This is a genomic window from Echinicola marina (genome assembly GCF_020463795.1).
GTDB lineage: Bacteria > Bacteroidota > Bacteroidia > Cytophagales > Cyclobacteriaceae > Echinicola > Echinicola marina.
Map to the genome: position 1 here is coordinate 3,331,882 of NZ_CP080025.1, position 26,625 is coordinate 3,358,506.

19 protein-coding genes are annotated in these 26,625 nt (G+C 41.8%); 7 read left to right on the top strand and 12 right to left on the bottom strand.

The window, feature by feature from the left end; translation table 11 throughout:
* Positions 1 to 193: 193 nt before the first annotated feature.
* Together KZP23_RS13675 and KZP23_RS13680 are read right to left on the bottom strand one after the other, a co-directional pair.
* Positions 194 to 2,977, bottom strand: a complete 2,784-nt coding sequence (locus KZP23_RS13675; RefSeq protein WP_226332282.1) for an alpha-L-rhamnosidase — start codon at positions 2,975 to 2,977, stop codon at positions 194 to 196.
* Positions 2,978 to 3,675: 698 nt separating this feature from the next.
* Positions 3,676 to 5,967, bottom strand: a complete 2,292-nt coding sequence (locus KZP23_RS13680) for a patatin-like phospholipase family protein (RefSeq protein WP_226332283.1) — start codon at positions 5,965 to 5,967, stop codon at positions 3,676 to 3,678.
* Between the two features lie 557 nt (positions 5,968 to 6,524).
* Between KZP23_RS13680 and proC the strand changes: the two genes are divergently transcribed.
* From proC to KZP23_RS13695, 3 genes are all read left to right on the top strand, one after another.
* Positions 6,525 to 7,340 carry a pyrroline-5-carboxylate reductase gene (gene proC, locus KZP23_RS13685; RefSeq protein WP_226332285.1) on the top strand — a complete coding sequence of 272 codons (816 nt, stop codon included), beginning with the start codon at positions 6,525 to 6,527 and terminating at the stop codon, positions 7,338 to 7,340.
* 1 nt (position 7,341) lies between these two features.
* Positions 7,342 to 8,121, top strand: coding sequence for a glutamate 5-kinase (gene proB / locus KZP23_RS13690; protein ID WP_226332286.1), 780 nt, complete (start codon positions 7,342 to 7,344; stop codon positions 8,119 to 8,121).
* 82 nt (positions 8,122 to 8,203) lie between these two features.
* The gene (locus KZP23_RS13695; RefSeq protein ID WP_226332287.1) at positions 8,204 to 9,403 is read left to right on the top strand and encodes a glutamate-5-semialdehyde dehydrogenase; all 1,200 of its coding nucleotides are present in this window, start codon (positions 8,204 to 8,206) and stop codon (positions 9,401 to 9,403) included.
* A gap of 117 nt (positions 9,404 to 9,520) precedes the next feature.
* On the opposite strand, the gene KZP23_RS13700 is transcribed toward KZP23_RS13695, so the two are convergent.
* Complete coding sequence (locus KZP23_RS13700) at positions 9,521 to 10,000, bottom strand: thioredoxin family protein (RefSeq protein ID WP_226332288.1); 480 nt, start codon at positions 9,998 to 10,000, stop codon at positions 9,521 to 9,523.
* A 3-nt stretch (positions 10,001 to 10,003) separates the two neighbouring features.
* Positions 10,004 to 12,373 carry a TonB-dependent receptor gene (locus tag KZP23_RS13705; RefSeq protein ID WP_226332290.1) on the bottom strand — a complete coding sequence of 790 codons (2,370 nt, stop codon included), beginning with the start codon at positions 12,371 to 12,373 and terminating at the stop codon, positions 10,004 to 10,006.
* Between the two features lie 436 nt (positions 12,374 to 12,809).
* Here KZP23_RS13705 and KZP23_RS13710 point away from each other — a divergent pair, with 436 nt between their 5' ends.
* Positions 12,810 to 14,150, top strand: coding sequence for a hypothetical protein (locus KZP23_RS13710; protein WP_226332293.1), 1,341 nt, complete (start codon positions 12,810 to 12,812; stop codon positions 14,148 to 14,150).
* 238 nt (positions 14,151 to 14,388) lie between these two features.
* Here KZP23_RS13710 and KZP23_RS13715 read toward each other — a convergent pair whose 3' ends face one another.
* The 7 genes from KZP23_RS13715 to KZP23_RS13745 form a co-directional block, all read right to left on the bottom strand.
* On the bottom strand, positions 14,389 to 15,471 hold the full coding sequence (locus KZP23_RS13715; protein ID WP_226332294.1) for a transporter family protein: 1,083 nt from the start codon (positions 15,469 to 15,471) through the stop codon (positions 14,389 to 14,391).
* Between the two features lie 10 nt (positions 15,472 to 15,481).
* Complete coding sequence (locus KZP23_RS13720; RefSeq protein ID WP_226332295.1) at positions 15,482 to 16,540, bottom strand: cytochrome-c peroxidase; 1,059 nt, start codon at positions 16,538 to 16,540, stop codon at positions 15,482 to 15,484.
* Positions 16,541 to 16,558: 18 nt separating this feature from the next.
* Entirely contained in the window at positions 16,559 to 17,305 is a 747-nt protein-coding gene (locus KZP23_RS13725) for an MbnP family protein (protein ID WP_226332297.1), read from the bottom strand.
* A 9-nt stretch (positions 17,306 to 17,314) separates the two neighbouring features.
* A complete protein-coding gene (locus KZP23_RS13730; RefSeq protein ID WP_226332298.1) occupies positions 17,315 to 18,439 on the bottom strand; it encodes a cytochrome-c peroxidase in 1,125 nt (374 codons plus the stop codon).
* 500 nt (positions 18,440 to 18,939) lie between these two features.
* Positions 18,940 to 19,320, bottom strand: a complete 381-nt coding sequence (locus KZP23_RS13735) for a hypothetical protein (protein WP_226332299.1) — start codon at positions 19,318 to 19,320, stop codon at positions 18,940 to 18,942.
* Between the two features lie 153 nt (positions 19,321 to 19,473).
* On the bottom strand, positions 19,474 to 20,823 hold the full coding sequence (gene hemN, locus KZP23_RS13740) for an oxygen-independent coproporphyrinogen III oxidase (protein ID WP_226332301.1): 1,350 nt from the start codon (positions 20,821 to 20,823) through the stop codon (positions 19,474 to 19,476).
* A 122-nt stretch (positions 20,824 to 20,945) separates the two neighbouring features.
* Positions 20,946 to 21,230, bottom strand: coding sequence for a hypothetical protein (locus KZP23_RS13745; RefSeq protein ID WP_226332303.1), 285 nt, complete (start codon positions 21,228 to 21,230; stop codon positions 20,946 to 20,948).
* 167 nt (positions 21,231 to 21,397) lie between these two features.
* On the opposite strand from KZP23_RS13745, the gene KZP23_RS13750 reads away from it, so the two are divergent.
* Positions 21,398 to 22,465, top strand: coding sequence for an alpha/beta hydrolase (locus KZP23_RS13750; RefSeq protein WP_226332304.1), 1,068 nt, complete (start codon positions 21,398 to 21,400; stop codon positions 22,463 to 22,465).
* Between the two features lie 91 nt (positions 22,466 to 22,556).
* On the opposite strand, the gene KZP23_RS13755 is transcribed toward KZP23_RS13750, so the two are convergent.
* Positions 22,557 to 23,915, bottom strand: coding sequence for a Gfo/Idh/MocA family oxidoreductase (locus KZP23_RS13755; RefSeq protein WP_226332305.1), 1,359 nt, complete (start codon positions 23,913 to 23,915; stop codon positions 22,557 to 22,559).
* Between the two features lie 262 nt (positions 23,916 to 24,177).
* On the opposite strand from KZP23_RS13755, the gene KZP23_RS13760 reads away from it, so the two are divergent.
* Together KZP23_RS13760 and kduI are read left to right on the top strand one after the other, a co-directional pair.
* A complete protein-coding gene (locus tag KZP23_RS13760) occupies positions 24,178 to 25,425 on the top strand; it encodes a DUF4861 domain-containing protein (RefSeq protein ID WP_226332306.1) in 1,248 nt (415 codons plus the stop codon).
* Positions 25,426 to 25,732: 307 nt separating this feature from the next.
* Positions 25,733 to 26,572 carry a 5-dehydro-4-deoxy-D-glucuronate isomerase gene (gene kduI, locus KZP23_RS13765; protein WP_226332307.1) on the top strand — a complete coding sequence of 280 codons (840 nt, stop codon included), beginning with the start codon at positions 25,733 to 25,735 and terminating at the stop codon, positions 26,570 to 26,572.
* Positions 26,573 to 26,625: the final 53 nt, after the last annotated feature.

The following is a 26,625-nucleotide window of genomic DNA, read 5'->3' on the forward strand; positions in this document are numbered from 1 at the left end:
CTTTAACCCGCATTATGCATTAGCCTATCTATTACGACCTGAAACTACTTTAAAATCAGTCGCTTCGCTGCTGTTTTCGATTCTACCTGGCGGTAGACAGGTTCACCATAGCGATGCTATGATTCAATCTCCAAACAGCCTGATTTTCTTGTAGTTTCAGTTCTCATAACGATTCCTAATGCATAAAGCGGGTTTAATTTTGTTTTTCGGCGATGATAAATGTATAGTTCCCTGAACCGATCTCCAGTTTTACTTGCCCATTTTCTTGGGTGATGGTATGGATGGATTTTACCTTTTCAAGGGCGGCTCCTCCTTCTGTGATAGTCTCCAGGCTATCGGTAGGGAGATAGACCATGGCCGTGGTATTGGCAGGAATAGTCAAGTTCAGTGTGACTTGATGGTTCTCTTTTTTCCAGTGGCTAGCGACAGTTCCATAATAGGTCTGAAGCTGGGCGTTTACCTCATCCAGGTCTTGCTGAACTTTTTCCTTTACCTTATCAGAAAGGAGCTGATTGTTCCAGTGGGGCCTGATGATGATGGATTTATAGCCCGTTTCTCCCGGAGTTTCACTACTGTTGATACCTGCCAGGTTACGGTACATCCAATCCCCAATGGCACCGTAGGCATAATGGTTGAAGGAATTCATGCCAGGAGTCTGGAAGCTGCCATCAGGTTTCTGTCCATCCCATCGTTCCCAAATGGTGGTGGCACCTTGGGAAATAGGATATAGCCAAGAAGGATAAGTTGGCTGCATCAAAAGGGTAAAAGCCAGGTCCTGCTGGCCAAACCTGCTTAGGACATGGCAGAGGTAGGGCGTACCTAAAAATCCAGTGGTCAGGTGGTAATCATAACTTTTGATATTATTGGCCAATCTTTGTGCTGCCTGTGTCCTCAGGTCTTCAGGGAGCATGTCAAATTGAAGGGCCAGCACATAGGCGGTTTGGGAACTGGAGACCATCCGGCCATTGGGCGTGACAAATTCCTGGAGGAAGGCCGCTTTGATTTGCTCCAATAGCTGGGTATAGTTTTGTACGTCTTCTTGCTTGCCCAAGACCTTAGCGGTATTGATCAGCAATTGGGTGGAATGGGCAAAGAAGCATTGGGCAATCAGGTGTTTGTCGGTTAATGCCGACCTGCCATCATTGTCATCATCTGGTCTATAAAAAAGCCAGTCACCAAAATGAGCGCCAGTATTCCAAAGTTGATGATGGCTATTGTTTTGAATATAATCCACCCAGGCCTTCATGCTAGGGTACTGTTTTTCCAAAATAGACTGGTTGCCATAGAGCAGGTACATTTGCCATGGGATAATGGTCGAGACATCTGCCCAACCGGCAGAGCCAGCATCATGTTCACCCAATACATTGGGGATGACATGGGGAACGGCCCCGTCTGCGCGCTGGTCGGCTGCCAGGTCTTGCATCCATTTGCTGAAGAAATTGTCCACCCGCATATTATAGGCGGCTGTTCTGAAGAAAACCTGGGCATCACCTGTCCAGCCCAGCCTTTCATCCCGCTGTGGGCAGTCGGTAGGCACATCCAGAAAGTTGCCTTTTTGGCCCCACTGGATATTGTGCTGTAATTTATTGAGGTTATCATTGGAGGTGGTGAAGGTTCCTGTCTTGGCCATGTCAGAATTAAGGACTACCGCTGTGAAGTTTTCTGGGTGGATTTCTCCTTCCATACCGATGATTTTTACAAAGCGGAATCCCTGCCAAGTAAAGTGGGGTTCAAAATGCTCTTGGCCTTCCCCACTTAGGATATAGGTGTTTTCCTGATCGGCTGCCCGGAGGTTGGTGGTATAAAAATTACCTTCCTTGTCCAGCACTTCTGCATGTTGCAAGGTGATTTTGCTGCCTTTTTCTCCAGTAATGTCAAGAGCTACGAAGCCTACGAGGTTTTGCCCAAAATCCAATACTTTTTCCCCTTTTGGAGTGGTAATGAGCTTTACAGCTGGAAGGGTTTCCTGTTTTCTGATAGGCTCGTTATAGGTGGCGATGAGGTTGGTGTAGCCAAAGTCCGCCGTTTTTGCATTGGGCCAGCTTTGGTCATCAAAATCCGCGGTGGACCAGCCTTTTTGTGCTTTCCTTGCGTCAATGGTTTCACCATCATAAATACTGCTGCTTTGGATGGCCCCAGTGCCGGATTTCCAGCTGCTGTCCGTACCGAAAGTTTGGCTGCTGCCATCGCTATATTTTACCTCAATTTGCATCAAAAGGGCAATGCCATTTCCATACTTGTTGACACCCCAGCCTATCTCGCCCCTGTACCAGCCTGAACCTAATATGGCGCCGATGGTGTTTTTACCCGTTTTAAGTTGATCTGTGATATCATAGGCCTGGTACTGTAAGCGTTTATTATAGCTGGTCCAGCCTGGGGTAAAGTAGGCATCCCCGATTCTTTGGCCATTGAGCTGGGCTTCGTACAAACCATGTGCGGTAATAAAGGCGGTGGCAGAAGTTACTTGTTTTTCAATCTGGATTTCCTTTCTGAAGATGGGGCTTGGTTTTAAGCCATCAGGCTCCTCATAGCCGGGAATGATCCATTCTGCTTTCCAGTCGGATTCTTTTAATAGGCCCATTTGCCAAGCGGCTATCCCGGACCAGGGCGAATTGCCCTTGTTAGTACCCACTTTTACCCGATAATAATAGCTTTGGTTAGAAGAGAGCTCAGGCCCCTGATATGGGACTTTTATGGATTGGTCGGTATTGACTTTTCCACTTTCCCAGATGATATTGGAGCTGAAGTGCTTTTCTGAGCTGCTGACTTGCAGTTCATAACTGGTCTGGCGTAGGTCCCTGTTTTCACTGGAAATTATCCAGGTAAATAGGGGTTGGGCATTGTCTATTCCTATAGGCTGCTCCCTGTTTTCAATAAGAAGTTTTTCGATTTTTATCTTTTGGGAAAAGCCCTGTAAAGAAATTGAAAAGGCGAAGAAAAGACTGCAAAAGAGGAGTCTGAAAAAAGCGGTGTTCATATAGTTTTGGTTATTTAGGTTAGGTATTAAACCCGCATTATGCATTAGCCTATCTACGCCGCGGCGCACAAGTATTGCGACCTGAAACTACTTTAAACCCGAAATATGCATTAGCTTATCTATTACGGACTGAAAATGCTTTAAAATCAGTCGCTTTGCTGCTGTTTTCGACTCTACCTGGCGGTAGACAGGTTCACCATAGCTGTGCTATGCCTCAGTCTCCAAACAGCCTGATTTTCTTGCATTTTCAGCCCTCACTACGATTGCTAATGCATAATCCGGGTTAAAATCAGTCGCTTCGCTGCTGTTTTCGATTCAATCTCCAAACAGCCTGATTTTCTTGTAGTTTCAGTTCTTCCCGACAGTGGACGGGACGGGCTATAACGATTCCTAATGCATAAAACGGATTAAAAACAAAGTACCTCTATAGGTGTCACGGAATATTCCATGTGTTACCGTAAGGTTTTTTTAATTCTACCATGAAAATATTGTTTATAGTTAGGACTACTATCCTGTACTAGGGGGCTTTTGGGTATGCTGGAAAGCGCTAGACATGGGAGTGGAATGGTCCTGTTACTTTTCTGAAATTTGTCTTCCCATCATAAAAACCGGATGATGGGAGCTTATAGGGGGTAAATATAAGTAAAGGTTTGTTAATGACAAATTATATATGATCAATAGGCTGATGTGGGATGTATCTATCGGTCAGCATGATTAAATGAATAACCCAGAGAAAAATAAGCCCTTAGTTTGTTGTCTTTGGCATTGCTACTGATGCCAACGGTGATCGGACCCAAAAATGAATCTAGTGAGGCATCTATACCATAGCCTAAAAGGAGATTTTCGTGGAAGACATTGTTGATATTGACCTCATTGATTGGGATATGTTCATGCATTCCGATAAGAGATACTCCAGTTCTAATGTATAAATTTTTTATAGGGGTGTACTGAGGGGATAAACCTATGATAAAGAAGTTCGGACTGTCTAGCTCTGCGTAGTTGAATCCCCATGCGGGACTGTCATTGAATTCTACTTTTTGATAACCACCCAGCTTGAATTCGCTGAAAGATTTTTGTTGAGATTCATTGGAAAGGGTGATTCCTGCAGTAAAATTACTGATAAGCTGGAATTTTGGATGTAAGGAAGAGTACCTGTTATGACGATAATATACACTCAAGTGACTGGATGGGGTGATGGCATCCATGGCTTGTCCCAGCAATGCTCTAGGGATTTTAAGGGTTTCCCCATTGGACTGGAGGGTCAAGGTATCCACACCATCTTCCAGGTTGATTTTATAGTGGTTGAAAAGGTTGAATTTGGTTTCTAAAACAGTTTCCAGCCCCTTGGTAGGAAAGTTTCTGTCATTGAGTGAGTTTTTGTTAAAGAGGAACCGAATACCGTAATAGGCATAATTTCCCGATTTTACTTCAGAAGGGATGGAAATGTCAAACTTGGATCTTGAACGGGTCTTTTCATAAAACATTCCAAAGGCAATACTGTTCTTCAGTGAATGGGTGGAAAGTATATTGGCGTAGATATGGGTGTCTCTGCTGATGTTTATATCCGTGATTTTTCCATCTTCATATTCTGGAATTTGTTGAAGCAAGTAATTATAACGGAGGTTGAGGGCATACCTCTTGTGATGGCCCAGGTATTTATAATGGTCAAGGCGGAATTTTGGGTTTTCTGATATATCTGCGATACCAATGGTTCTTGTTTGCTTGCCCCATAAATCCCTTACAGTAAGGTTGAGCAGAATACCAGCCGACAAGAGGTTGTCATAATGGAAGGAGCTGGAGATCACAGCATCTGTTTTTTCCTTTATTTTGATAAGAAGTTTAAATTGGTCTCCATTGACGGGGACTAAGCTGTAGTCTACTTTTTTGAAGCCATTCATGCCAAAGATCCGCTGGATCCCCTCTCTAAGCTGTGTTCTGGTAATCGTGTCTGAAGGAGCAATATCGAGTTTGGAAAGCACCAATGGGTCGGAAAAAAGTCTGTTTCCCTCTATCTCGATAGCAGTGATGATAATTGGATTAACTTTAAGGCCAATTCCAGGATTGGTCTTTTTGATATTTAAGTTATCTGCCAACTTTATGAATTTTTCGAGGTATGCCTCACCTGCCGATTTGCCCATCTGCATTATTTCATGATAGTTTGAAAAGCTGCTGGTGTTATTGTCTTTTAGATCTGGTTTGATATAAATGTCGCAATCATTGATGTTTTGTTGTAGTTTGCTGTTGGAGGTGGACATGGCGATTTGCATGAGTATGCTGGAGAAGGAACCCAGTTTTTCTGGAGAAAGAAAATCTTCATCACCTACATTGATCCCTATGATGATATCTGCGCCCATTTTTTTGACCTCATCAACAGGGAAATTGTTTACAACACCGCCATCAACCACTATGGTGCTGTCCAGGTCAAAAGGGGTGAAGGCCGTTGGAATGGCCAGGCTCCCGCGGATGGCGTCTGCGAGGTAGCCTGATCTGAAGACCATGTCTTTTCCGTTTCTTAAGTCAGTAGCGATGCATCGAAAGGGAATAGGGAATTCATCGAAATTTTTGAACTGATTGGCTGGCCAGGTATAATAATGAAGGGTTTCTGATAGTTTTTGACCTTCAATCAGGCCAGAGGGAACCGTGATTTTCCTGTCGACTATGGGGAGTTCCAATAAATACCGGTTATAATATTCCTTCTCCTCAAAGGCAATATGGTTAAAATTGATCCTGTTGGAGATGATTAAATCCCAATCGACAGTATTGATGATGGTTTCAAGCTCTTCGGCATTGTAGCCAATGGCATAAAGTCCGCCAATTACTGCGCCCATGCTGGTGCCTACAATATAGTCAGGTCTAATGCCCGCTTTTTCCATGGCTTTTAGCACGCCTATATGCGCTATTCCTTTGGCTCCGCCACCACTAAGGACCAATCCAATTTTAGGATTAGCTTTTTGGGATTTGTTTTGGGCAAAAACCAAATTTCCTATCATAAGGACAGATAAAAAACAAATAATGAAATACCCTTTTCTTATTTGATCCATAGGCCAATATTGATGGCAAATACTCAATGATAAACTTTGGCTTATGAATATATAAAACTTAGGCCGAATTACAGATTTAATACAATTTTATCTTATTTAGATTTAAGTGGTAACTGATATGTTGTTGAAAAAACAAAATATAATTTCATAAAATATAAGGATGGACAAGTTTTGTAAAATTTTCCAGTGTATTGCCGGTTATGACAAAATGTCCTGTTACTGACGTGTCTTTTTTTTATGCAAAAATAAATACTGACTAATTTTCAGTAAATTTTTTTACAGGTAAAAAACACCGTTTTAGTGTTTATACGGATAATAAACTGTTAAAATAGTCTATATTGGTGATAATAACTGTGCCAAACAGCTTATTTTCGGAAGAAAAATAATGATAAAACAAAGTTTTTGTGAATATTAGCATCCCCGCACGATGATTGTGGCATAGGTGCTTGTAAAGATTGACAGGGATAGTCCCTGTACAAAATTTAAATAACCTTTCTAATAAAATTATGAAAGTTCTTGTAATCGGTGGAGGCAATATGGGATTGACTTACGCCGAGGCTATTGCCAAATCAAAATTTTTAAAAGATAAGGATCTGATGATCCTTGACAGTGCCAAAGAAAAAACGGAAGAGCTCAGAAAGCGCAGCCACTTTGCGGTTTTTGAAAAGCTTGAAGATTGCGTTCCTCTGGCGGATGTGATTTTTATTGCTGTAAAACCTTATCATGCCGGCGCATTGATGCAGGACATGAAACCTTTGACCGCAGAAGGTCAGATTTTCATTTCCCTGATGGCCGGTGTGTCGATAGAAGCTATACAGGAAGGACTGGGGCGCAGAAAAGTGGTGCGTGCCATGCCTAACTTACCCGCGCAGGTAGGGAAGGGCTTGACCTCCTTTACTGCTTCAGATGAAGTTTCCCGTTTGGAACTGTCCACCATAGAAAACCTTTTGGATACAACAGGTAGATCTGTTCATTTGGATACAGAGGCAGATATAGATGCTTCTACAGGTATTTCGGGTAGTGGTCCTGCATATATTTTCTATTTTATGCAGTCGATGTTGGAAGCAGCATGGAAGATGGGCTTCTCCAAGCATGATTCAAGGGTATTGGTAGAGCAAACATTTGCCGGTGCTGTTGAGTTGTTTAGTTCATCCGACATGGATCCAGAATCATGGATGGACAGAGTAGCTTCCAAAGGAGGTACTACGCGTGCTGCATTGGATTCTATGGAAGATAATAATGTTAAAGAATTAATCAAAGAAGCTGCCTATGCTGCATTTAACCGTGCGGTAGAGTTGGGCAAGGAATATAAAAATGCCTAAGATGGAAGAACCAAAAAGAATAGTAATTAAAGTAGGTACCAATGTGATGACCAATAAGGACAACCGTATTGTGAATACGGTATTGAAGAAATTGGTGGATCAAATTGCTACTTTGTATGAGAGAGGAATCATGTCCGTGCTCGTTTCTTCAGGTTCTGTGATCGCAGGAAAGGAAGTCTTGGGAAACAGGGTGGACATCACCGATAAAATCATCCGAAGACAGGTGTTTTCAGCCGTGGGTCAGCCCAGGATGATGCGCCATTATTATAATATTTTCCAAGACTATGGCATGAGATGTGCCCAAGTTTTGGCTACGAAGAGGGACTTTGATCCAGGTAAGCATAGAGAAAATATGATCAACTGCTACGAAGGCTTACTCTCTGAAGGGATCATACCTATTGCCAATGAGGATGATGCAGTGTCCTTGTCCATGTCCACCTTTACGGACAATGACGAATTGGCCAGTCTGGTGGCAGAACTTATCGGAGCGGATATGTTGATCTTGCTGACAGACACTGATGGGTTGTACAATGGTCATCCAGATGATGACAATACGCACAGAATTGCCCATGTTGGTACTGACGAAAAAGTAGAACACTTTATTCAGGAGTCCACCAAAGGAGAAGCCGAAGGAAGAGGGGGAATGAAGTCCAAGCTCAATGTGGCGAAAGAGGCTGCCCGCAAAAATATACCAACTTATATCGCCAACGGTAATAAAGATAATATGATTATAGATATTGTCGATGGCAAGGAAGTGGGAACCAAGGTTTCAGATGATTAATCCATTCAATGGGGGCCAAGAACTATGGTTCTTGGAGTTAAAATTGTAAAATGAAATCCTTGAATTAAGAAAAACAAGAAAAATGAAAATACTAAGCACAGAGAAAAAGAATAGTGTGTTGGCGTCCATGATTAAGATCATTGACAAAAACCGCGAAAAAATAATCGCTGCAAACAAGGCAGATCTGGATGCTTTTCAAAGAGATGATCAGGCGCTTTTTGATCGGCTTGTAGTGAATGATGCCAAAGTAGATGGTATGATTCAGGCGGTCAAAGAAGTGATGGAGCAAGAAGATCCTGTAGGAAAAGTAATTTCCAAAAGGAAATTGGAGAATGGCTTGGAAATAGTCAATCAAACCGCTCCATTCGGGACCATTATGATCATTTATGAATCCCGTCCGGATGTCACCATTGAGGCTGCTGTGCTGGCTTTTAAGGCCAACAGTAAAATTTTGCTCAAAGGCGGAAAAGAAGCTGTCCACTCCAATAAGGCACTGGTGGAATGCTGGCATGAAGCACTTGAAGAAAATGGGCTGGATAAAAACTGGATTGAACTGTTTACCTTGAACAGGGAGCAAACGCAGGAGTTCCTGAGAAATCCATCTGAAAAGCTAGATCTGATTGTTCCTAGAGGCGGAGAGCGATTGATCGCCTTTGTAAAAGAGCATGCGCAGTGCGCGGTATTGGTGAGTGGTAGGGGAAATAACTTTGCCTATGTCGCCGAAGATGCAGACTGGGAGCAGGCCAAGAAGGTGATCATTAATGCCAAGACCAATAAAATTTCGGGCTGTAATGCTTTGGATAAGATATTGGTGGATGAAAAACTGCCGGATTTTGAAGCAAAGCTAAAAGACCTCGGTAAATCCTTGGCTGAGCACAAAGTGGAACTTCTCGCTGAAGAGGCTTTACTAGCTAATATAGAAGGGGCTAAAGAAATCCCTTCCGAGGATGCTTGGTATGAGGAATTTTTGGCTTTGAAAGCCTTGTTGGGAAAAGCCAATGGTTTGGATGGGGTGATAGAAAAAATCAACAAGTATAGTGGAGGACACTCGGCTACTATCCTTACCACTGACAAGGCTAAAGCAGCCAAGTTTATGGAGCAAGTGGATAGTGCGGCTGTTTATCATAACGCATCCACCAGGTTTACAGATGGTGGTCAAATGGGCGTAGGCGCTGAGTTGGCTATCAGTACAGATAAGCTGCACCATAGAGGTCCATTAGGGCTGGAACAATTGGTGACCAACAAATACTATGTATTTGGTGATGGCCAGATAAGAGACTAATATTCATTGAGTATTATATTCTGATTAAGAAGCCCTCCGCGAAATCGGAGGGCTTTTTTCTAGGTCTGAATTTTGTAGCTAGGAGCGGAGATTCATGGGCTATTTTTAGGATAGTTGTCAAAATCTATTCAGCCACTCCAATAGTTGTTCACTGTAAAGGTATTCAAACCGCCTGTCTAGTATTTTGAATTCAGGACTCATGATCAACATGCTTGGTGGAGCAAATTGTCCATTCCTATTGGCCAGTAAAAGGGCGAGGTCATGGATTCCCGGTCTTCTCGTGGAGCTTTGACGGTTAATGAATACCTGTCCATCAAAGCGGATGCTGTCTTGGGTTTCTGCATCCATTTTTACAGCATAATATTCCTTGTTTATCTTTTCAATGACTTCAGCTTTTGTGAAAACCTTTTTGTCCATTTTTTTGCAATAGGAGCACCAGTCCGTATAAAAGTCAATAAATACTTTTTTGGGTTTTAGCTCCAAAGCGTCCTCCAGCTGCTCAAAACTGATCCAATGAATGGATGCTTCTTGGGCATGGCTGTATGAGCACTGGAAAGTGAATATGAAGGCCAATATGAGGACTTTGATGTGCTGCATTGCTCAATGGAAATTCCCGATTTTGACTGAAAAGAAATAGGTTCTTGGTCTTCCTGGTCCATAGATAAAATTGGAATCCCTCAATGCCCCACTGTCAAAATCCTTTTGGTAACTGTTGAAGAGGTTTTGTACTCCTGTGCTCAGTTCAAGGTGGAAATCCTTCATCAGGTCAAAGTGGTATGCAAATTTTATATTGGTATCCATAAAGGGGGTGCTATCCACCAAGTCCATGTACCCTGAATCACTGATGACATGAGGGACAATCATGGAACCAGTATAAGTTCCTGTCAGGTCAAAGGCCAAGTGCTCCGTAATGGACCAGTTGGAGGCAAGGTAGCCATAGATATTCGGGGAGCGAACAAAGTTTTTGATGACCACGGCTGGTTCATTTTCATTGCCTTCCTCAGGTTCAAACAGGACTTGCCCATCTTTATAGATGGAATGTTGGAAGGTGCCTCCAGCTTGGAAAAGCAGGTCAGCTGATGGAGAAATGCTTAATTCTAAATTACTTCCCTGAACATAAGCTCCAGTGCCGTTTCTTACTTCATGGAGGATAGAACCATTGGGAAGGCTGGAGCCGGTACTCACCGTGGTAAAAGGCCTTTTTAAGGTGGTATGGAAGCCTTCTGCCAAGAAACTGAGTTGGGTTTCTCCCAGGTTATTGGTATAGTTAAAGGATAGGGTATAGGCATCAGAAAGCTCTGTTTTTAGATCATCTGACAAAATCACAAAACTTGGTTCTCCACCCACTAATGAGATATGGAGGTCTTCATTGAAAGCTTGTGGAGCGCGGAAGCCTCGGGCATAACCTGTTCTAAACTGAAGGTTCTCATGGATATCGTAAAGGATATTGAATCGTGGGCTGAATACGCTCGTGTTGATGTTAGCACTTCTGTTGATATCACCAATTCCGTATAGTCCGTCCACCATAGTATGGTCAAACCTGCCTCCTCCGAGTACAGTCAGTCGGTTGCTGGGGCGCCATTCATATTGGCCATAAAATCCAAGCGATTGGACACTTTGGTCCACCAGTCTTTGGTAACCCGCAATGACATCTTCTACCGTGCTGAGTTGGTATTCCGTGCCCAGTATCAAGGCATCATTGCTGCTGAAACTTCTTGAAAACTGCAAGCCTGAAACCAAAGACAGGTCTTTTGTTTTACCATAAGCATTGGCAGCCAATACACTGTCTGCTGCTGTTCTTCCTCCTCCAAGGCCGCCATAATAGCTGTCTCTATGGGTGGTTTGACCTGAAATATAGGTGGAGAATTTGTTCTTCCTGTCCCGGCTAAACAATTCATAGGTTAGCCCCCCGATAACAGTATTATGGTCCAGTTGTTCTGTAATATCCGTGAAGTGGGATGCCAAATCCAAAGCGTTACCACCTCTTCGATACTCTTTGATGGCACTAAAGTCCAGGGTGATTTTGCTGAGTTCGGTAGGTTTGATAAATGATTTCAAACCAAAGGTGTTGTTCGCTAAATAGGTGATTTCAGTGAAACCATCTCCATTGGCATCGAAGCTGTCCCTGTTTCTGAACATTCCATAAAAAGTAACTCCTGTTTTGAGGTCTTCACTGGTCAATGAACCATTAAAATTCAGCATGTTGTCAGGGCTTTTTCCGCCCACCCAGGCACTGTTGGTGCTGATCTGCCAAGTGTCTTCTATGGGTTCTTTGGTGATGATATTGATCGTTCCTGCGATAGCATTGGAGCCATAGAGCGCGGAACCGCCGCCGCGAACTACTTCCACACGCTCAATGATATTGGTAGGTATTTGATCCAGACCATATACACTATTCAAGGCACTGAAAACAGGGCGGCTATTGATTAGGATTTGGGAATAAGCTCCTTGGAGGCCGTTTAGGCGGACTTGGGTAAATCCACAGTTTTGACAATTGGTTTCTACTCTTACTCCTGGTTGGTAATTAAGTCCATCAGAAAGGGCCAGGGACTGGGTGGCATTGAAGATTTTGTTATCCAAAACATTGACCACCACGGGGGCTTCCTTTCTGTCCAGTTCATATCGGGTGGCACTGATTACTACCTCGTTTAGCTTAAGCTTGTCTTCTTTTAATTGAATATTTATCTGGGTGTTTTTTCCTGCTTCTATGATGGTTTTTTGTTGAACAGTCTGATAGCCCATCTGTTTTACTTCGATCTCAGCTTCTCCCACAGGGACTTTGTGGATGGTAAATTCTCCATTTGCATCAGTCATAGCTCCCAAATTAGTTCCCAAAACCTGCACGGTGGCATAAACAGGTCCATCAGTTTCAGTACTGATATGACCGGAGAGAGAACCGCTTTCTTGTGCCACAACTGGTAAAGCAATGAGTAGCATAATCATGCTATAGGTAGCTGAGATCAGTTTCATTCTGTTTTAGTTTTACTAAATTATTTATTATGATAAGCGAAATTAAAAATTAAATAAGTAGAAAAAAAATATTAGTCTAATCTAAAAATAAGTTATGATTTGTTTCCGAATACAGTTAATAGCTTTATTATCATGAAAAAGTAAGTTTTTATCTAAAGCTGATGGTGGCTTTGTACTAAATCCGAAATATGTATTAGCTCATCTATTACGGACTGAAAACGCATAATTAGGGCTAAAAAGATCTTGTCTCTAGATTAGAAAGATATTTTGGTATCCTGCTTATCATTCCCTTTTTATAATACAAAGGGTAGAAATACCATTCATTGAGGAATAAGGGGGATTAAATTATTTTTTTTGGTAGGTCGAAGAGTAAGGAGTAGTTTTGGCATTTGATAGGCCAAAAAATGGTCTATTTCGTAATTTTATGAATTTTAGAATGAAATATGTTAATCTTTTGCTGGGAATCCTGTTTTTGAACCTGTTTGCAGCAAATGCCCAAAGTGACCATCAAGAAAGTGCAATAAAAGATAAAAAGGAGTTGCGTTTTAAATTGAACCAAGATGGCAGCCATTATGTAAAAGGGACCTTCTTGGTACAAACTTGGTTGAGGTATACCCAGGCCAATCCAGGATCGGAGGTCTTTGGTACAGCCGATGCGCATATCCTGGATATTGGGCTTAGGAGAACCAGATTACAGCTTTTTGGGCAGTTGACCGACAGGGTGTTTTTTTATACACAGTTTGGACAAAATAATCTGTCCTACAAGTCGTCAAGGAAACAGGGCTTGTTTTTTCATGATGCATTGGGCGAGTTCAAAGTCGTCAATGAAAAGCTTTCCATAGGAAGTGGATTGACAGGATGGAATGGAGTTTCCAGGTTTTCTTCACCTTCTATTGGTTCCTTACTTACTTTGGATGCCCCCTTATATCAGCAGGCTACCAATGATGTCAATGACCAGTTTGTCAGGAAGTTCAGTGTTTATGCCAAAGGACAATTAGGGAAATTGGATTACCGCTTGGCGGTTTCCAAACCCATGGCCATCCAAAACTCCAGTGTGCAGGGAACAGGATTAGGAGAAAATGCCACCTTTTCTGCTGAGCCAACTTACGCACAGGTCCATGGATACTTCAAATATATGTTTTGGGACAAAGAATCCAATACCACACCCTACCAAGCAGGTTCCTATTTGGGAAGTAAAAGGGTATTCAATATTGGGGCGGGTTTTATGAGCCAGAAGGATGCGATGTGGCATGAAGCTGAAAATGGAATGGATACCGTAAAAAGTAATTTAAGTTTGCTGGCAGTGGACCTGTTCTATGACAAGCCCATCAATACCATCAAAGGCAATGCGGTATCAGCCTATGCTTCTTTTAGCTCTAATGATTACGGGAAGAATTATGTCAGGAATATTGGGCCGATGAACCCTGCTACGAGCACCAATGCCCGGGGAACCTTCAACGGTGCTGGCAATGCTTTTCCTACGATCGGGACAGGAAATACCTTTTATGGACAGTTGGCCTATTTGTTTCAACGGGAGCTGCTGGGAAATGCTGGGACTTTGCAGCCTTATATTTCCAGTCAGTATGCTGATTTTGACTTATTTTCTGACCCAATGGTCATGTATGATGCAGGTCTGAACTGGCTGATAGATGGAAATAGGGCCAAGCTTTCCTTGAATTATCAAAGCCGTCCTATTTTTACAATGGATACTGATGGTAACTATATAAGCAGTGATAGAAAAGGCATGATGGTGATGCAGTTTCAGGTAGCATTATAATTGTTGTTCACCCATTATTTAACCCGAAATATGCATTAGCTTATCTATTACGGACTGAAAATGCTTTAAAATCAGTCGCTTTGCTGCTGTTTTCGACTTCACCATAGCGGTGCTATGCCTCAGTCTCCAAACAGCCTGATTTTCTTGCATTTTCAGCCCTCACTACGATTGCTAATGCATAATCCGGGTTTAAAAAAGTCCTGAAGATGCTATGAAGACCTTCAGGACTTTTTCGATTTTAGAGTTTAAAAGCTTTAATAAAGCCAATGCTCAGTCTATTGCCATGATGTATTTGGTTGCCATTTAAATTTTGATGGAGAGGGTTTTGCCAAAGGAAACTGAAGGTAAAGTCTTTTCGGTTGATGTCCAGGCCTCCTTGGGCAAAAAGCACCTTTCCTCCCGTAAGTGTCTGCTTTTCGCCTTCCCAGGTGTCCTTTTGGGCCTGCTCAAAATAAGCACCAATATTTGGAACCAACAACCAATCTTTGTTCACGATAATCTGGTAGAAACCAGTTAGAGAGGCATTGAGGCTATTGCCAAATTGATAATTTTGGGCTCCCTCAGAGGATTCCTTAAAGCTAAATCCAGCATTCAACCCTGTTTTGGTATAAAATAGTTGGTAATTGAACCTAGCGACATAGCTCCAAGATCCAGTACCTGGCTGGATGATGGGATCAATCAAGCTGCCATTATTGGCTACTTTTCTTGATTGCCCAGTAGGGGCTACAATGGCTAAACCGGGTCTGAAAGTGTGTCGGGATTTTTTATGATAGACATAGAAGATGCGGTCAGCTGCCAATGTAAGGTCTCCCCAGCCATGGACTGAAATGGTGGTGTCCTGAACAGGATTGGGAAGCTCCAACATTTTCTCATAGTGTACCTTGTTGGATTCATAAGGCAATAAGAAGGTGAAATTCCATTTGTTTTTGAACATAAAATTTCCTCTTAATTCCACAGTTTGATAAGTCTCCCAGTCTTGATCAGTCTTATTGACATAAAGGCCAGTACCTTCTGGTTCATGCATGACGATCATATCCTGATTGACTTGGTCAACTCCCTGGACCCTAGCGTTTGGACTATATTTAGCAGTAGCCCCGTTTTGAAAAGCATTGGCCAGGTAGCTGTTGGTAACGGGAGGCGGTGAGGCATAACCATACTGGTCATATCCTCCAAAAGCCCTGTGACGGTAAAATAGGCCAATATAACTTCTGTTTTCCAATAAGCTATATTCAAAGAAATTACAACTGTCACAAGCTTTGGCTTCTTTATTGAAAAAGGGCAAGGCTAGTAAAAGCATTATTATAAGCGCGTGTTTTTTCATGTTTTGGTGCTTACTTTTGGTAAGCTTTATTATTTATAAATTTGTAATCAGTTAGGGTCTCCAAAAAGGCAAGCAGTTCAGCCCTCTCATTAGCACTCAGTCGGATACCTGTCTTCAGCTCAGGAGCAAGACTTTCATTTACTTTTATGCCATGCTCATAATGGTCCAGTACTTCTTCCAAGCTGGAAAACCTCCCATCATGCATATAAGGAGCAGTCAGTGCAATATTCCTTAAACTTGGTGTTTTAAAGGCACCTTTGTCTTTTTTATCAAAGGAAATCCTATATCGACCAAGGTAAATTCCTTCCAGCTCAGCAGGATCAGGATAGTTCATGTCAAGGCCATTATTATGGTATTCCAAGTCGGTAAAAAGCCCTTCTGTATGACAAGTGCTACAATGTTTATGGTAGAGCTGATAACCTCGGACTTCAACATTATCTAGCTCAGTTTCTTCCCGTTTCCATTGATCATATTTGCTGTCTTGAGAAATCAATGTACGCACAAACTGCGCTAGAGACCTGCCGATCAGAGAACTGGTGATGCTGTCTGTTTCAAAAGCAGCTTTGAACATTTCCGGATACTGGGCACTGCCATTGAGGTAGTGAATGACTTCCTTTAGATCTGCGCCCATCTCATCAGGATGGGTGAGGGGACCAAAAACCATGGATTCCAAGTTGGTAGCTCCCCCATCCCAAAACAGTCCAGGATGCCAGGCCATATTGAAAAGCACTGGTGAGTGTCTGTGAAGCGGTTTCCCTGAAACGCCCTGATCAGAAAGGGGCAAGCCATCAGAAAATGCCTGCTTAGGCTCATGACAACTCGCACAGGATACTTTCCCATTTTGGGAAAGTGCCGGATCATAAAAAAGCGTTTTCCCCAAAAGTACTCCTTCTTTGCTCATTGGATTCCTTGCCAATTGTGGGAAGTTTTCCTGTTGCAATGAAGGGGAAAGTACAGGAGTGAAAAGCTCAGGTCCTTTTAGCTCATTTGGGGATGGATTGTCCAAGCAGGCACTTAATGGTACCAATGCAATGAACAATAAGTGTTTTATGTTTTTTATGATATTCACTTTCTGGCTGAAATGGAATTATTTTAAACTGAATAGCCCTTCTTGATAGTTATTGGCAACCTGAATGGCCACATCTCCCCCCATAATGCTGGTGTTTTCCAGTTCATGAATTTTGATGGAATTTGGGTGGATAAACAATTCGCTTAATTCGGCTTCCAAATCCAGGTTTATGCTGGCCTTGTTGCCCAGGCTTTTTCCTTTGGCATTAAGATCGATGCTGATAGCCTTGAAGTTTTGCTCATTTTCTGGGTTGTTATTACCAATATGAACAATCAAGCCTGCGCGTTCACTACCTTGATAATTCCATTCTCCTTCCAGGACCAAAAATTTATAGCCTGTATTCCAGTTCCAGACCATATCATTGTTTGGGTCCAAATCACCTACTTGATCAGTGGAGAGATTCCTGGCTTTGTCTATGCCCACATAGAAAGTCAATTGATCATATTCTGCAGTGGGGAGGCTTACACTGAATTCTTTTTTGCCCGCTTGGTCTATCAGGAAATAGCCATCTTCAATTTTATAAGAAGCCCCGCTATTACTGTTTTCAAATGTGATATTGGAGATATAGTATTTGAACTTTCTTGGCGTAAAGCTTTCTCCGGCTGGAAGCGTGTAGGTTTGATTTTCCAAGTCAATCTCCTCCCCATTAAAGAGATGAGTAAATGAAAAATTTACTTCTGTTTCAGCTGGAATTTGGTCTTTGTCATCGTTTTGACAAGCTGTAAATCCGATGATGGACAATATTAGTATGGCTAATTTTTTCATTTTAATGTCTTATTTAAATGGGTCCGAAAATTTCGGGTTGGTAATAAATTTTTCGTCTGTAAGGGTATGCAAAAAGGCAATGATGGCCTCTTTTTCACTGGGAGAAAGATGGAGCTTTATATCTTCTCTAGGCTTTATTGGTTCATTGCTGGCCTCAAGGATAAGGATATCCAAGTTGCTGTTTATCTGGATATGTTCATTATAATGGTCCAGCACCTCTTCCAATGTTTCAAAGCGCCCATCGTGCATATAAGGAGCGGTTAGGGCTATATTCCTTAGGGTAGGGGCTTTGAACTTTCCCCGATCACTGTTTTTACCGGTGACTGATGCTAAGCCTTGATTCAGATTATCATCATTGTCCAGTCCATTATTATGGAAGCCAAGTAGGCCATTTCGATCACCAGAGGTCAGGAATCCCAGATGACAGTCGCCACAGTTACCTCCCCTAATCTGAAGGGAAGGATCAGGATGGGTAAAGAAGAGTTCCATTCCCGCTTGTTCTGTGGAACTAAGTTCTATTTCTCCTTTGATCCACTGATCAAATTTGGAATCGCCTGAAATTAGTGTTCTCATAAATTGAGCGATCGCTTTACCGATTAATTCAGGACTGATTTGATCAGTTTCAAAGGCCAGCTCAAACTGCTCTGGATAGTCTTTGTCAGCCTGAAGCCTATCGACGGCTTCACCAATTTCCAAGTTCATTTCACGAATGTCTGAGATGGGTTCCAAGGCTTGTTCTTCTAGCGTCTTGGCCCTGCCATCCCAAAAGAAGCGAGAGGTCCAGTGGAGGTTGGCCAGTGACATGGCGTTTTTATCTCCGGAGGCTCCATTGACCCCTTTGCTAAACTGCAAGCCATCGGTAAAGGCTTTGGACTGCTGATGGCATGAGGCGCAGGATATAGAACCATCTGCGGACAGCTGTTTTTCATAAAAGAGCATTCTTCCCAACTCAACACCCTTTTCGGTCAAAGGATTGTCAGCAGGCATAGGGATATCATTAGGGAAGTAATCTGGGTGCTGTAAGGTCAGGACAAGGTTGTTTGGTGCAGGCTTTTCCCCTTCACCAGTACTACATGCCCATGACATTGCACACACAGACAAGCATCCCAGGTAGTTAAGGATAGCGTATTGCATGGTCATAGAGATACTTATGACAAAGGCACAAGACCCTTGTCGGTTAATATATTGCTTTTACTCCTATGCTAAGACGGCTGACCCTGGCTAGCTTAAACCCGAAATATGCATTAGCTTATCTACGCCGCGGCGCACAAGTATTACGGACTGAAAATGCTTTAAAATCAGACGCTTTGCTGCTGTTTTCGACTCTACTTGGCGGAAGACAGGTTCATCATAGCGGTGCTATGCCTCAGTCTCCAAACAACCTGATTTTCTTGCTTTTTCAGCCCTCACTACGATTGCTAATGCAAAATCCGGGTTAAACTATATCAAGGTAAATAAGCTATAAGACCAATTTAGATGAATGGCAGAAAGTATAGCCCATCTTGCGGTCAGCATTACACGAGGAGATGAATAAGTGATCTGATATTTTAGTGCATAGGAAATAGGGATAAATCCTCTCCGGTTATGGGTAAGTTTTATCGGTCCTATTTGCTTAAATGATCACGGAAGAAAGATCAGGCAATATCCTTTGGGGGATGAAAAATACCTTCTGCTTTGAAAACTATTTTGTTTTCGGAATAAAATGCGGTTGCTTTAAAACAAATCGATTGTGATTTGTTGAATGCGATACCATTTTCATGAATGATATAAATACCAAAATCACGGCTAAAATCTATCGCTCCTGGTTGTTGTTCTTGTTGATTCTGAGCGGATTTGAGTTTTTCGGCCAAAAAGCATTTTCCATCACAGTGCATCTCAGGTTTGTCCTTATTGATACAGAAGTTTTCTGCGATGTATTCCTTGTTGATGGCATAATCCATTTGGATCACCGAAAAGATCATGCTGTTGAGCACGATGACTATCGAAAGCCATATGTGGAACAAGGTGTTTACCATTTGGGTGCAAATATAATGACCAAGCTTTATTCTTGCTTGTATTTTTCTGGTTTACTCAGAAATATGATGACAAAAAGGGCCAAAATCAATTCAATGATTCAGGCCCCAACGTTGGAGATTCAAATTATCAAGTGTAATAATTCCATAGCGAACTTAAATGGCTTTGCTGAAAACAAACTTTTTAGATTTTTGGCTTTTCATTCTGTGGTCAAAGGCTGCACAGATATTCCTGATAAAGGGGATGCCTTTTTCCAGTACAGATACAGATCCTTTTCGAACTTCCACTAATTCATCTTTCTGGAATTCCATTAATTCATTGATGGTGTCCATGTCCCAATAGGTATCGGTCATTTTTGTTTTTCCCTGGCAGATCAAGTTCATAATGGTATGTCTTGTTTGTATGTCCTCCTTGGTCATCAGGTGGCCTTTGGTCAAAGGGAAATGTGCGAGCCCTACTTGCTCTTTGTACAGCTCAATGTCCTTGGTGTTTTGGGCATAGGCATAGTGGACATCACTGATCGCACTATTCCCTAATCCTAGAAGCATCCTTGAGGGTTCAGTGGTGTAGCCCATGAAGTTTCGATGAAGGATTCCCTCGTTTTTGGCCAAGAAGAGCGGATCATTCTTTAGGGCAAAATGGTCCATGCCTACTTCATAATAACCCATATCAAGTAAAAGCTGGTGACCTGTTTCATATAATTCTCTTTTCTCCTCATACATGGGGAGGTATTCCTCAAAACTCTTTTGGGCAGGGAATACTGATGGTACATGGGCATAACTATAAAAAGCTATTCTATCAGGTTTAAGCCTTGCCACTTGTTCAAAGGTATCTTTGATGGTTTTTTTGGATTGATGAGGCAGGCCATAGATCAGATCAAAGTTGATGGCTTCAAAGCCTACCAATCTTGCATTTTCTACTGCATTTTTTACTTTTTCAAATGGCTGGATTCTATGAATGGTTTTTTGCACTTTTTCATCAAAATCCTGTATGCCATAGCTGACGCGGTTAAAGCCGAGCAGCTTAAGGCTGGCCAAATGTTCAAAGCTAGTGTTATTGGGGTGCCCTTCAAAACTCATATCAGCATCCGGCATAAGGTCCGAACTTTGTATGATATAGTTAAGCATCTCATATAAATGCTTAGGAGAAAAGAAGGTAGGAGTGCCACCTCCAAGATGTATTCCTGCCAGTTTGGGTTTATTGGGCAAGATCTTCAAGTATTCGTCCCATTCCTGCATGATCGCCCTGATATAAGGTGCTTCAATATCGTGGTTTTTGGTGATCCTTTTGTTGCAGCCACAGTAGGTACAGAGGCTTTCACAGTATGGAAGATGGATGTATAGGCTGATCCCTTCATCTTTTCCAAAATCTTGAAATGCTTTTTGTACAGTTTTTTTCCATTGTAGTTCATCGATATTGTTTTCCCAAAGCGGAACAGTGGGGTAACTGGTGTATCTTGGTACGGCTATATTGTACTTGCGGAGAAGATTATTGGAATCATTCATGGAATCAATCTTTATTTAAGCCAAAATTATTTAGAACGGCCTGTATAAAGTTTGATATCCCTCAATTCAAAAACTGATAAAAGTCAGGTTTTTGAAGGTGATTTTTCTTCTTGTCTATGCGTCTATAAAAAGTGTTTTACCAGTTGTTCCCATTCTTCTTCCAGACTAACAGAAGGCTTGGCTTTGCCTGCATTTCTGTACCAATAGGAGGCATTCCATTGATCTCCTTCCTTGCGATGGAGGTAAGCATGGACATAAGCAGCATCTTCATCCATCAGGTCATTGACCAAATCATGGGCCTGCTCCCAATCACCTTTACCGTCAAACCATAATGATTGTAACTGAATGCTCAGGCCAGTTGGGGGCTGGTTGTTTGCTAAGCTTTTTTTGAAGTCTGATAAGGTCACGATTGCGCATATTTTTGGTTAAAATCAAAATTAGTTAATCTTCATGTAAATCCCAGTTATAGTGAAGAAAAGCCCCTGTGATTTATATAGATAGATTTAACTATTCTTAAGACAATAAAAATGTGTTTTTAATCTCGATATGTTTTTTTTGGAGTATGATGTTTTTAATGATTTTTTTGCTTTGGAACACTACTGCCAACGCTCAGGAAGCTTGGAAGACATTGGACGTTCCTTTGGTTTACGGAGCCCCCGAGATGGGGTGGGGAAAAATAAATTATCGATTTCAACAACCCTATGATCCTGATAAGCCTATCTTGATGATCGTCGAAGATGCGTTGACGCAGTTTTTGGATGATCAAGGCCTTGCGGGGGAGGCTATAGAACAGTTTAATGTATTGCTCATTAAAGGAAGATATGCCCAGCCTAATTTTGGAGCTCGTTTTTGGCTGGAAGATGAAGAGGTTGACTGGGAAATGGCTTATAAGATATTTAATAGTAGGCAGCAAATACAGGACTTGGAAGCAGTCAGGAAATTGGTTTTAAATAACCGATCCATAAGCTTATTGGGAGAATCCTCTGGAGCTGCCCTAGCCCAGCATTATGTTTCTAGATATCCAGAAAAGGTGAAGAAAATCTTATTGATTGATCCTATGTTATTGGACCTTCAGCAGGCGATGGGACTTATGATTTATAATATTTTGCCCAATGGTTCAAAAAGTTTCGAAGATGTTTTTTGGGAGTGCTATCAAAAGGGGAAGCCTTTCTCAAATGAAGATGCAATAAATGAGGAATCAAATGATATTGCTTTACAGGTTAGGATTTTTGAGCATCTTTATTCCTTTTTGGATACTGAGGCTAAACTGCCTTCGCCCCTAATTTGGTTGGGTGAAAAAGGAGCCTCATTGGTGAAATTCTATCAGGAAGCCCCCTTTTCAGTGGAGGGTATTCACTATGATCATTTAGGAGATTTTAAAGGTAAGGCGCTGGTATTATCTGGCGAGAAGGATAAACTGGTAGATCATCGTGTGGATCAAGTTTTAATATCCTATTATGGAGATGGCTCATTCTTTCTGATTAATGATGGACACCGACTTCCAGCTTTTCAAAACAGCAAGCATTATCATGATTTGTTGGTAGGATTGTTGGGAGAGGATATAAAGAAGAAGCAAATTATTTATAAAAAGCTATGGGATGAGGGCTGGATTTATCCAATTGGAAATAGACGAGAGTTTTAGTACAATCGAACAGCCCCGCCTAACTATCAGTTAGGCGGGGGATCTACCATCTCCATAAATTTGATAACTAACGATATTGATATTTCAGGTTTTAAGAATATGGGTGCTGATATCCTTCTCTATAGGCTCTTTTCAATAGTTTACTTGCTTCGGGGTCATTGGGGATCATTTTTTTGACGGGGTCATAGCTCAGAGGTCTGCCCAGTTCCATGGATAGATTGGCAAGAATACAGGAGGCAGAAGATATATGTCCCTGCTCAATATCCGCTATGGGAAGATGATTGTTTTCTATGGCACTTAGGAAGTCCCTCATATGATTACGGGTGGCAGGTGCAGCATGTAGCTCAATGTCTTTTTCCTTCAGGTCTTCAGGATATTTTTCTTTTTCATAGACCACATCTCCATGAATGGCTTCTCCTTTTCCTTGGGGTACAAAATCATACCTGGTAACACTGGCGGAAAGGGTGCCTTTTTCCCCATAAAGCTTGAAAGACCAAGGGTAGTCAGGGTCAGCAGGGGTTCCCCAAGAACGATGCTGCCATACACAGTTTAAATCATCGTACTCAAAGACCGCTGATTGTGTATCTGCAATATTTGATTTTCCATCTTTCTGGACATAGATTCCTCCTGTAGAGCTGATTTTGCTAGGCCATCCCAAGTCCAGCATCCAGCGAACCGTGTCTAACATATGCACGCACATATCACCCATAATGCCATTGCCATATTCCATGAAGGTGCGCCACCATCTTCTGTGTGGGATATCATCATAAGGTCTAAACGGGGCAGGGCCTGTCCAGCTATCATAGTCCAAAAATTCAGGTACAGGTTTCACCTCAGGGTTGCCATTTGCCCTCATATGGTAATAACAGCACATTTCTACATGGGAGATTTTCCCCAGAAGGCCTTTGTCTACTATTTGTTTTTTAGCCTCAATGAGGTGCGGAGTACTTTTCCTTTGAGTACCCACTTGTACTACTTTATGGTGTTTTCTTGCAGTTGCTAATATGGCTTCTCCCTCCAGTACATCTACGCTGATGGGTTTTTGTAGGTAAACATTGGCGCCTGATTTGATAGCTTCTATGGCCTGAAGGGCATGCCAGTGATCCGGGGAGCCAATGAGAACAATGTCCAATTGGTTTTCTTTAAGCATTTTTCGGTAATCTTGATATGCTTTTGGGATTTTGCCAGAATTTTGTCTTTCACTGACCAACTTTTGGGCATTTTCCAAATGCTTGTCGTCTACATCACAGAGTGCTATTACTTCCAGTGGGGTGACTTGTATCAATTTAAAAAGGTCACTAGTGCCGTACCAACCACATCCAATGAGTCCAACCCGGTAGTTTTTACGGATATTGGGAATGCTCATTCCCATGACGCCAAGTGAGGTGAGGGCTAATGCTGCGGTACTTCCTTTAATAAAGTGACGGCGGTTAAGGTTTTCTAGGGGCATTTTATTTCTTGGGTTATTGTGAAAATAAAAATTCTGATTTTTATCAGTATTTAGTTTACTGCTTCTGAAGATAAATGGTTTGGTACAAAAATAAAAATGGGTTATTATGTTTGGCTTTTGACTTGCTTGGGTGGTCCAATAGATCAATATTGGGGGGCTATGGTGAATTTTTGCTTTAATCTATCCGACAAGCTTGCACTTTCAATGGAGGAATCCTTTATTAGCGGTTGATTTTAAACGAAGCATTAAATAAGCCAATTTTATGATTGATAATATCAGTTTACCTTTTTTGTCTAAGACCTCTAAATCCAAAAAAGGATGGATGGTTTTTTCTGGGGTAGTTTCCCTTTTGTGTTTGTCCAGTTGTAATTCTGGTTCGGGTGATTTTCCGAAAATAGAGGTGTCCAATCCAAGTGATTTGGCCAGGAAGTCTGCAACCATTGAACTGGAGGCAGGGCAGTTTGAAGCCTTGATCAAGCAATATGGAACAGACCAATTGGTTGTTGAAGACCTTGAAACGGGCAGCAGTTTGGTCAGCCAATGGATAGATCTCGATGGAGACAAAAAGATGGATCAGTACCTGTTTCAAACAGATTTGGAAGCAGCTGAAACCAAGAGTTTCATGCTTAGGCCTTTAGCAGAAGGTGAGCAGCAGCCAGAAACTGAAATAAAGACATTTTCAAGATTCGTTCCAGAGCGTACTGATGATTATACCTGGGAAAATGATAAGGTGGCTTTTCGAACTTATGGGCCAGATGCTCAGCGAAGAATAGAGCAAAAATTACCTGACGGAACCTTGTCCAGCGGAATAGATGCTTGGTTAAAAAGGGTGAACTATCCGATTATTGATAAGTGGTATAAGGAAAATGATGAAAAAAAAGGCGCCTATCACCAAGATACCGGAGAAGGCTATGATCCCTATCATGTGGGCTCTTCAAGAGGAATTGGTGGAGTAGGTATTTGGGCGGAAGATTCCCTGTACACCTCAAGAAATTTCATTAGTTATAAAAGGATTGCAGTAGGCCCGATCAGGACCATGTTTGAATTGAAATATGCTCCTTGGGAGGCCAACGGACAAATGGTCTCAGAAACTAAGCGGGTTAGCTTGGACCTTGGAAGCAATTTGTGCCGATTTGAGTCATCTTTTATTAGTGAGGGGGAATTGGAAAATATAACTGTTGGGATCACTTTACATGACAAGAAGGGGGAAGTATTGATCATGGAAGAAGATGGGATTATGCGTTATTATGAGCCTATCGATGGGAGTATGCTCGGACTTGGGGTGATCATGGATCCCAAAAATGTGAATGAGATTTTGGACCACAGGGTGGAATATAAGGATGGAAGTCAGTTATTGATGGTGGCTAAACCTAAGGATCAGTCTGTTTCTTATTTTGCTGGTTTTGGATGGGACAAAAGTGGGCAATTTGATAATTCTGCTGATTGGGATCATTATTTACAGCAGTTTGCCAAGGCGTTAAAATCTCCTTTAAAGGTGATGGTGCAATAATTATTAGTTGATAGAAATTGTCCTCGAATGGATAATGAAAATTTGGAATTATAGCAACGATCAAGAGAAAATGAGCTCGCTTTGAATTTACGTTTTCTCCTGATTATTGTTAGCTTTGTTATCTAAGATTACGAAAGAATGTAGCTGGTAAACGGATCATAAATCTTTGGCCAGTACTTCCATTTCATCTGATAGCAATAGAAACTGAATTCAATATGGTGTTTTCAGTTTTATTTTAGAAGACTGGGTAATCGATTGCACAGTTGTAGGACCTTGAAATAAATTATATAAACAAACAATAGAAAATATGCATACAAACATCGTAACGAGACATGCTTCGCACCCTGATGATGTCAAAGGGTATGATACCCAGAAGCTAAGAGACCACTTTCTTTTAGAGAATATATTTCAGGAAGATCAGATTACGGGTGTTTACACAACTTTTGATAGACTGATTGTAGGAGGTATCGCTCCAGTTAATAAGGCATTGGAGCTTGAAACCGTTGATCAGTTGAAGGCAGAATACTTTTTGGAAAGAAGGGAATTGGGGATCATTAATGTAGGTGCTCCGACTTTGATTACTGTTGATGGTACAGACCATAAATTGAATACCAAAGAGGCATTGTACATAGGTAGAGGAGTAAAAGAAGTGATATTCAATCCTTCAGCAGAAGGGAAAACCTTGCTTTATTTTAATTCTGCACCAGCACATAAAGCTTATCCAACCAAAAAAGTGGGCTTGGAAGACGCTGAAAAAGTGGAATTGGGTTCATTGGAAAACTCCAATCACCGAGTTATCAATAAATTGATCGTCAATAGTGTGGTAGAATCTTGCCAACTTCAGATGGGAATGACAGAATTGAAACCTGGAAGTGTATGGAATACCATGCCTGCGCATACTCATGACAGAAGGATGGAAGCTTATTTCTATTTTGATTTAGCAGAGGATGCTACTGTATGTCACTATATGGGACAGCCCCATGAAACCAGACATATCTGGATGACCAATCACCAAGCGGTGATTTCCCCAGCTTGGTCTATCCACGCAGGTTCAGGAACTTCTAATTATACCTTTATTTGGGGGATGGCCGGTGAAAACCTGGATTATGGAGATATGGACAAAGTGGCACCTGTAGACATGAGATAAGGATCTTGTGACGGTTGAAAATCAAGTGTCAATTAGGCCTACAGTATTTCAAA

Bases quoted from the DNA above. Each gene is read 5' to 3' on its own strand.
- KZP23_RS13680 (WP_226332283.1), bottom strand. From the start codon at position 5,967: ATGATAGGAAATTTGGTTTTTGCCCAAAACAAATCCCAAAAAGCTAAT.
- proC (WP_226332285.1), top strand. From the start codon at position 6,525: ATGAAAGTTCTTGTAATCGGTGGAGGCAATATGGGATTGACTTACGCC.
- hemN (WP_226332301.1), bottom strand. From the start codon at position 20,823: ATGAATGATTCCAATAATCTTCTCCGCAAGTACAATATAGCCGTACCA.
- KZP23_RS13715 (WP_226332294.1), bottom strand. From the start codon at position 15,471: ATGAAAAAACACGCGCTTATAATAATGCTTTTACTAGCCTTGCCCTTT.
- KZP23_RS13730 (WP_226332298.1), bottom strand. From the start codon at position 18,439: ATGCAATACGCTATCCTTAACTACCTGGGATGCTTGTCTGTGTGTGCA.
- KZP23_RS13675 (WP_226332282.1), bottom strand. From the start codon at position 2,977: ATGAACACCGCTTTTTTCAGACTCCTCTTTTGCAGTCTTTTCTTCGCC.
- KZP23_RS13755 (WP_226332305.1), bottom strand. From the start codon at position 23,915: ATGCCCCTAGAAAACCTTAACCGCCGTCACTTTATTAAAGGAAGTACC.
- KZP23_RS13750 (WP_226332304.1), top strand. From the start codon at position 21,398: ATGATTTTTTTGCTTTGGAACACTACTGCCAACGCTCAGGAAGCTTGG.
- KZP23_RS13710 (WP_226332293.1), top strand. From the start codon at position 12,810: ATGAAATATGTTAATCTTTTGCTGGGAATCCTGTTTTTGAACCTGTTT.
- KZP23_RS13700 (WP_226332288.1), bottom strand. From the start codon at position 10,000: ATGCAGCACATCAAAGTCCTCATATTGGCCTTCATATTCACTTTCCAG.
- proB (WP_226332286.1), top strand. From the start codon at position 7,342: ATGGAAGAACCAAAAAGAATAGTAATTAAAGTAGGTACCAATGTGATG.
- kduI (WP_226332307.1), top strand. From the start codon at position 25,733: ATGCATACAAACATCGTAACGAGACATGCTTCGCACCCTGATGATGTC.
- KZP23_RS13695 (WP_226332287.1), top strand. From the start codon at position 8,204: ATGAAAATACTAAGCACAGAGAAAAAGAATAGTGTGTTGGCGTCCATG.
- KZP23_RS13725 (WP_226332297.1), bottom strand. From the start codon at position 17,305: ATGAAAAAATTAGCCATACTAATATTGTCCATCATCGGATTTACAGCT.
- KZP23_RS13705 (WP_226332290.1), bottom strand. From the start codon at position 12,373: ATGAAACTGATCTCAGCTACCTATAGCATGATTATGCTACTCATTGCT.
- KZP23_RS13735 (WP_226332299.1), bottom strand. From the start codon at position 19,320: ATGGTAAACACCTTGTTCCACATATGGCTTTCGATAGTCATCGTGCTC.
- KZP23_RS13760 (WP_226332306.1), top strand. From the start codon at position 24,178: ATGATTGATAATATCAGTTTACCTTTTTTGTCTAAGACCTCTAAATCC.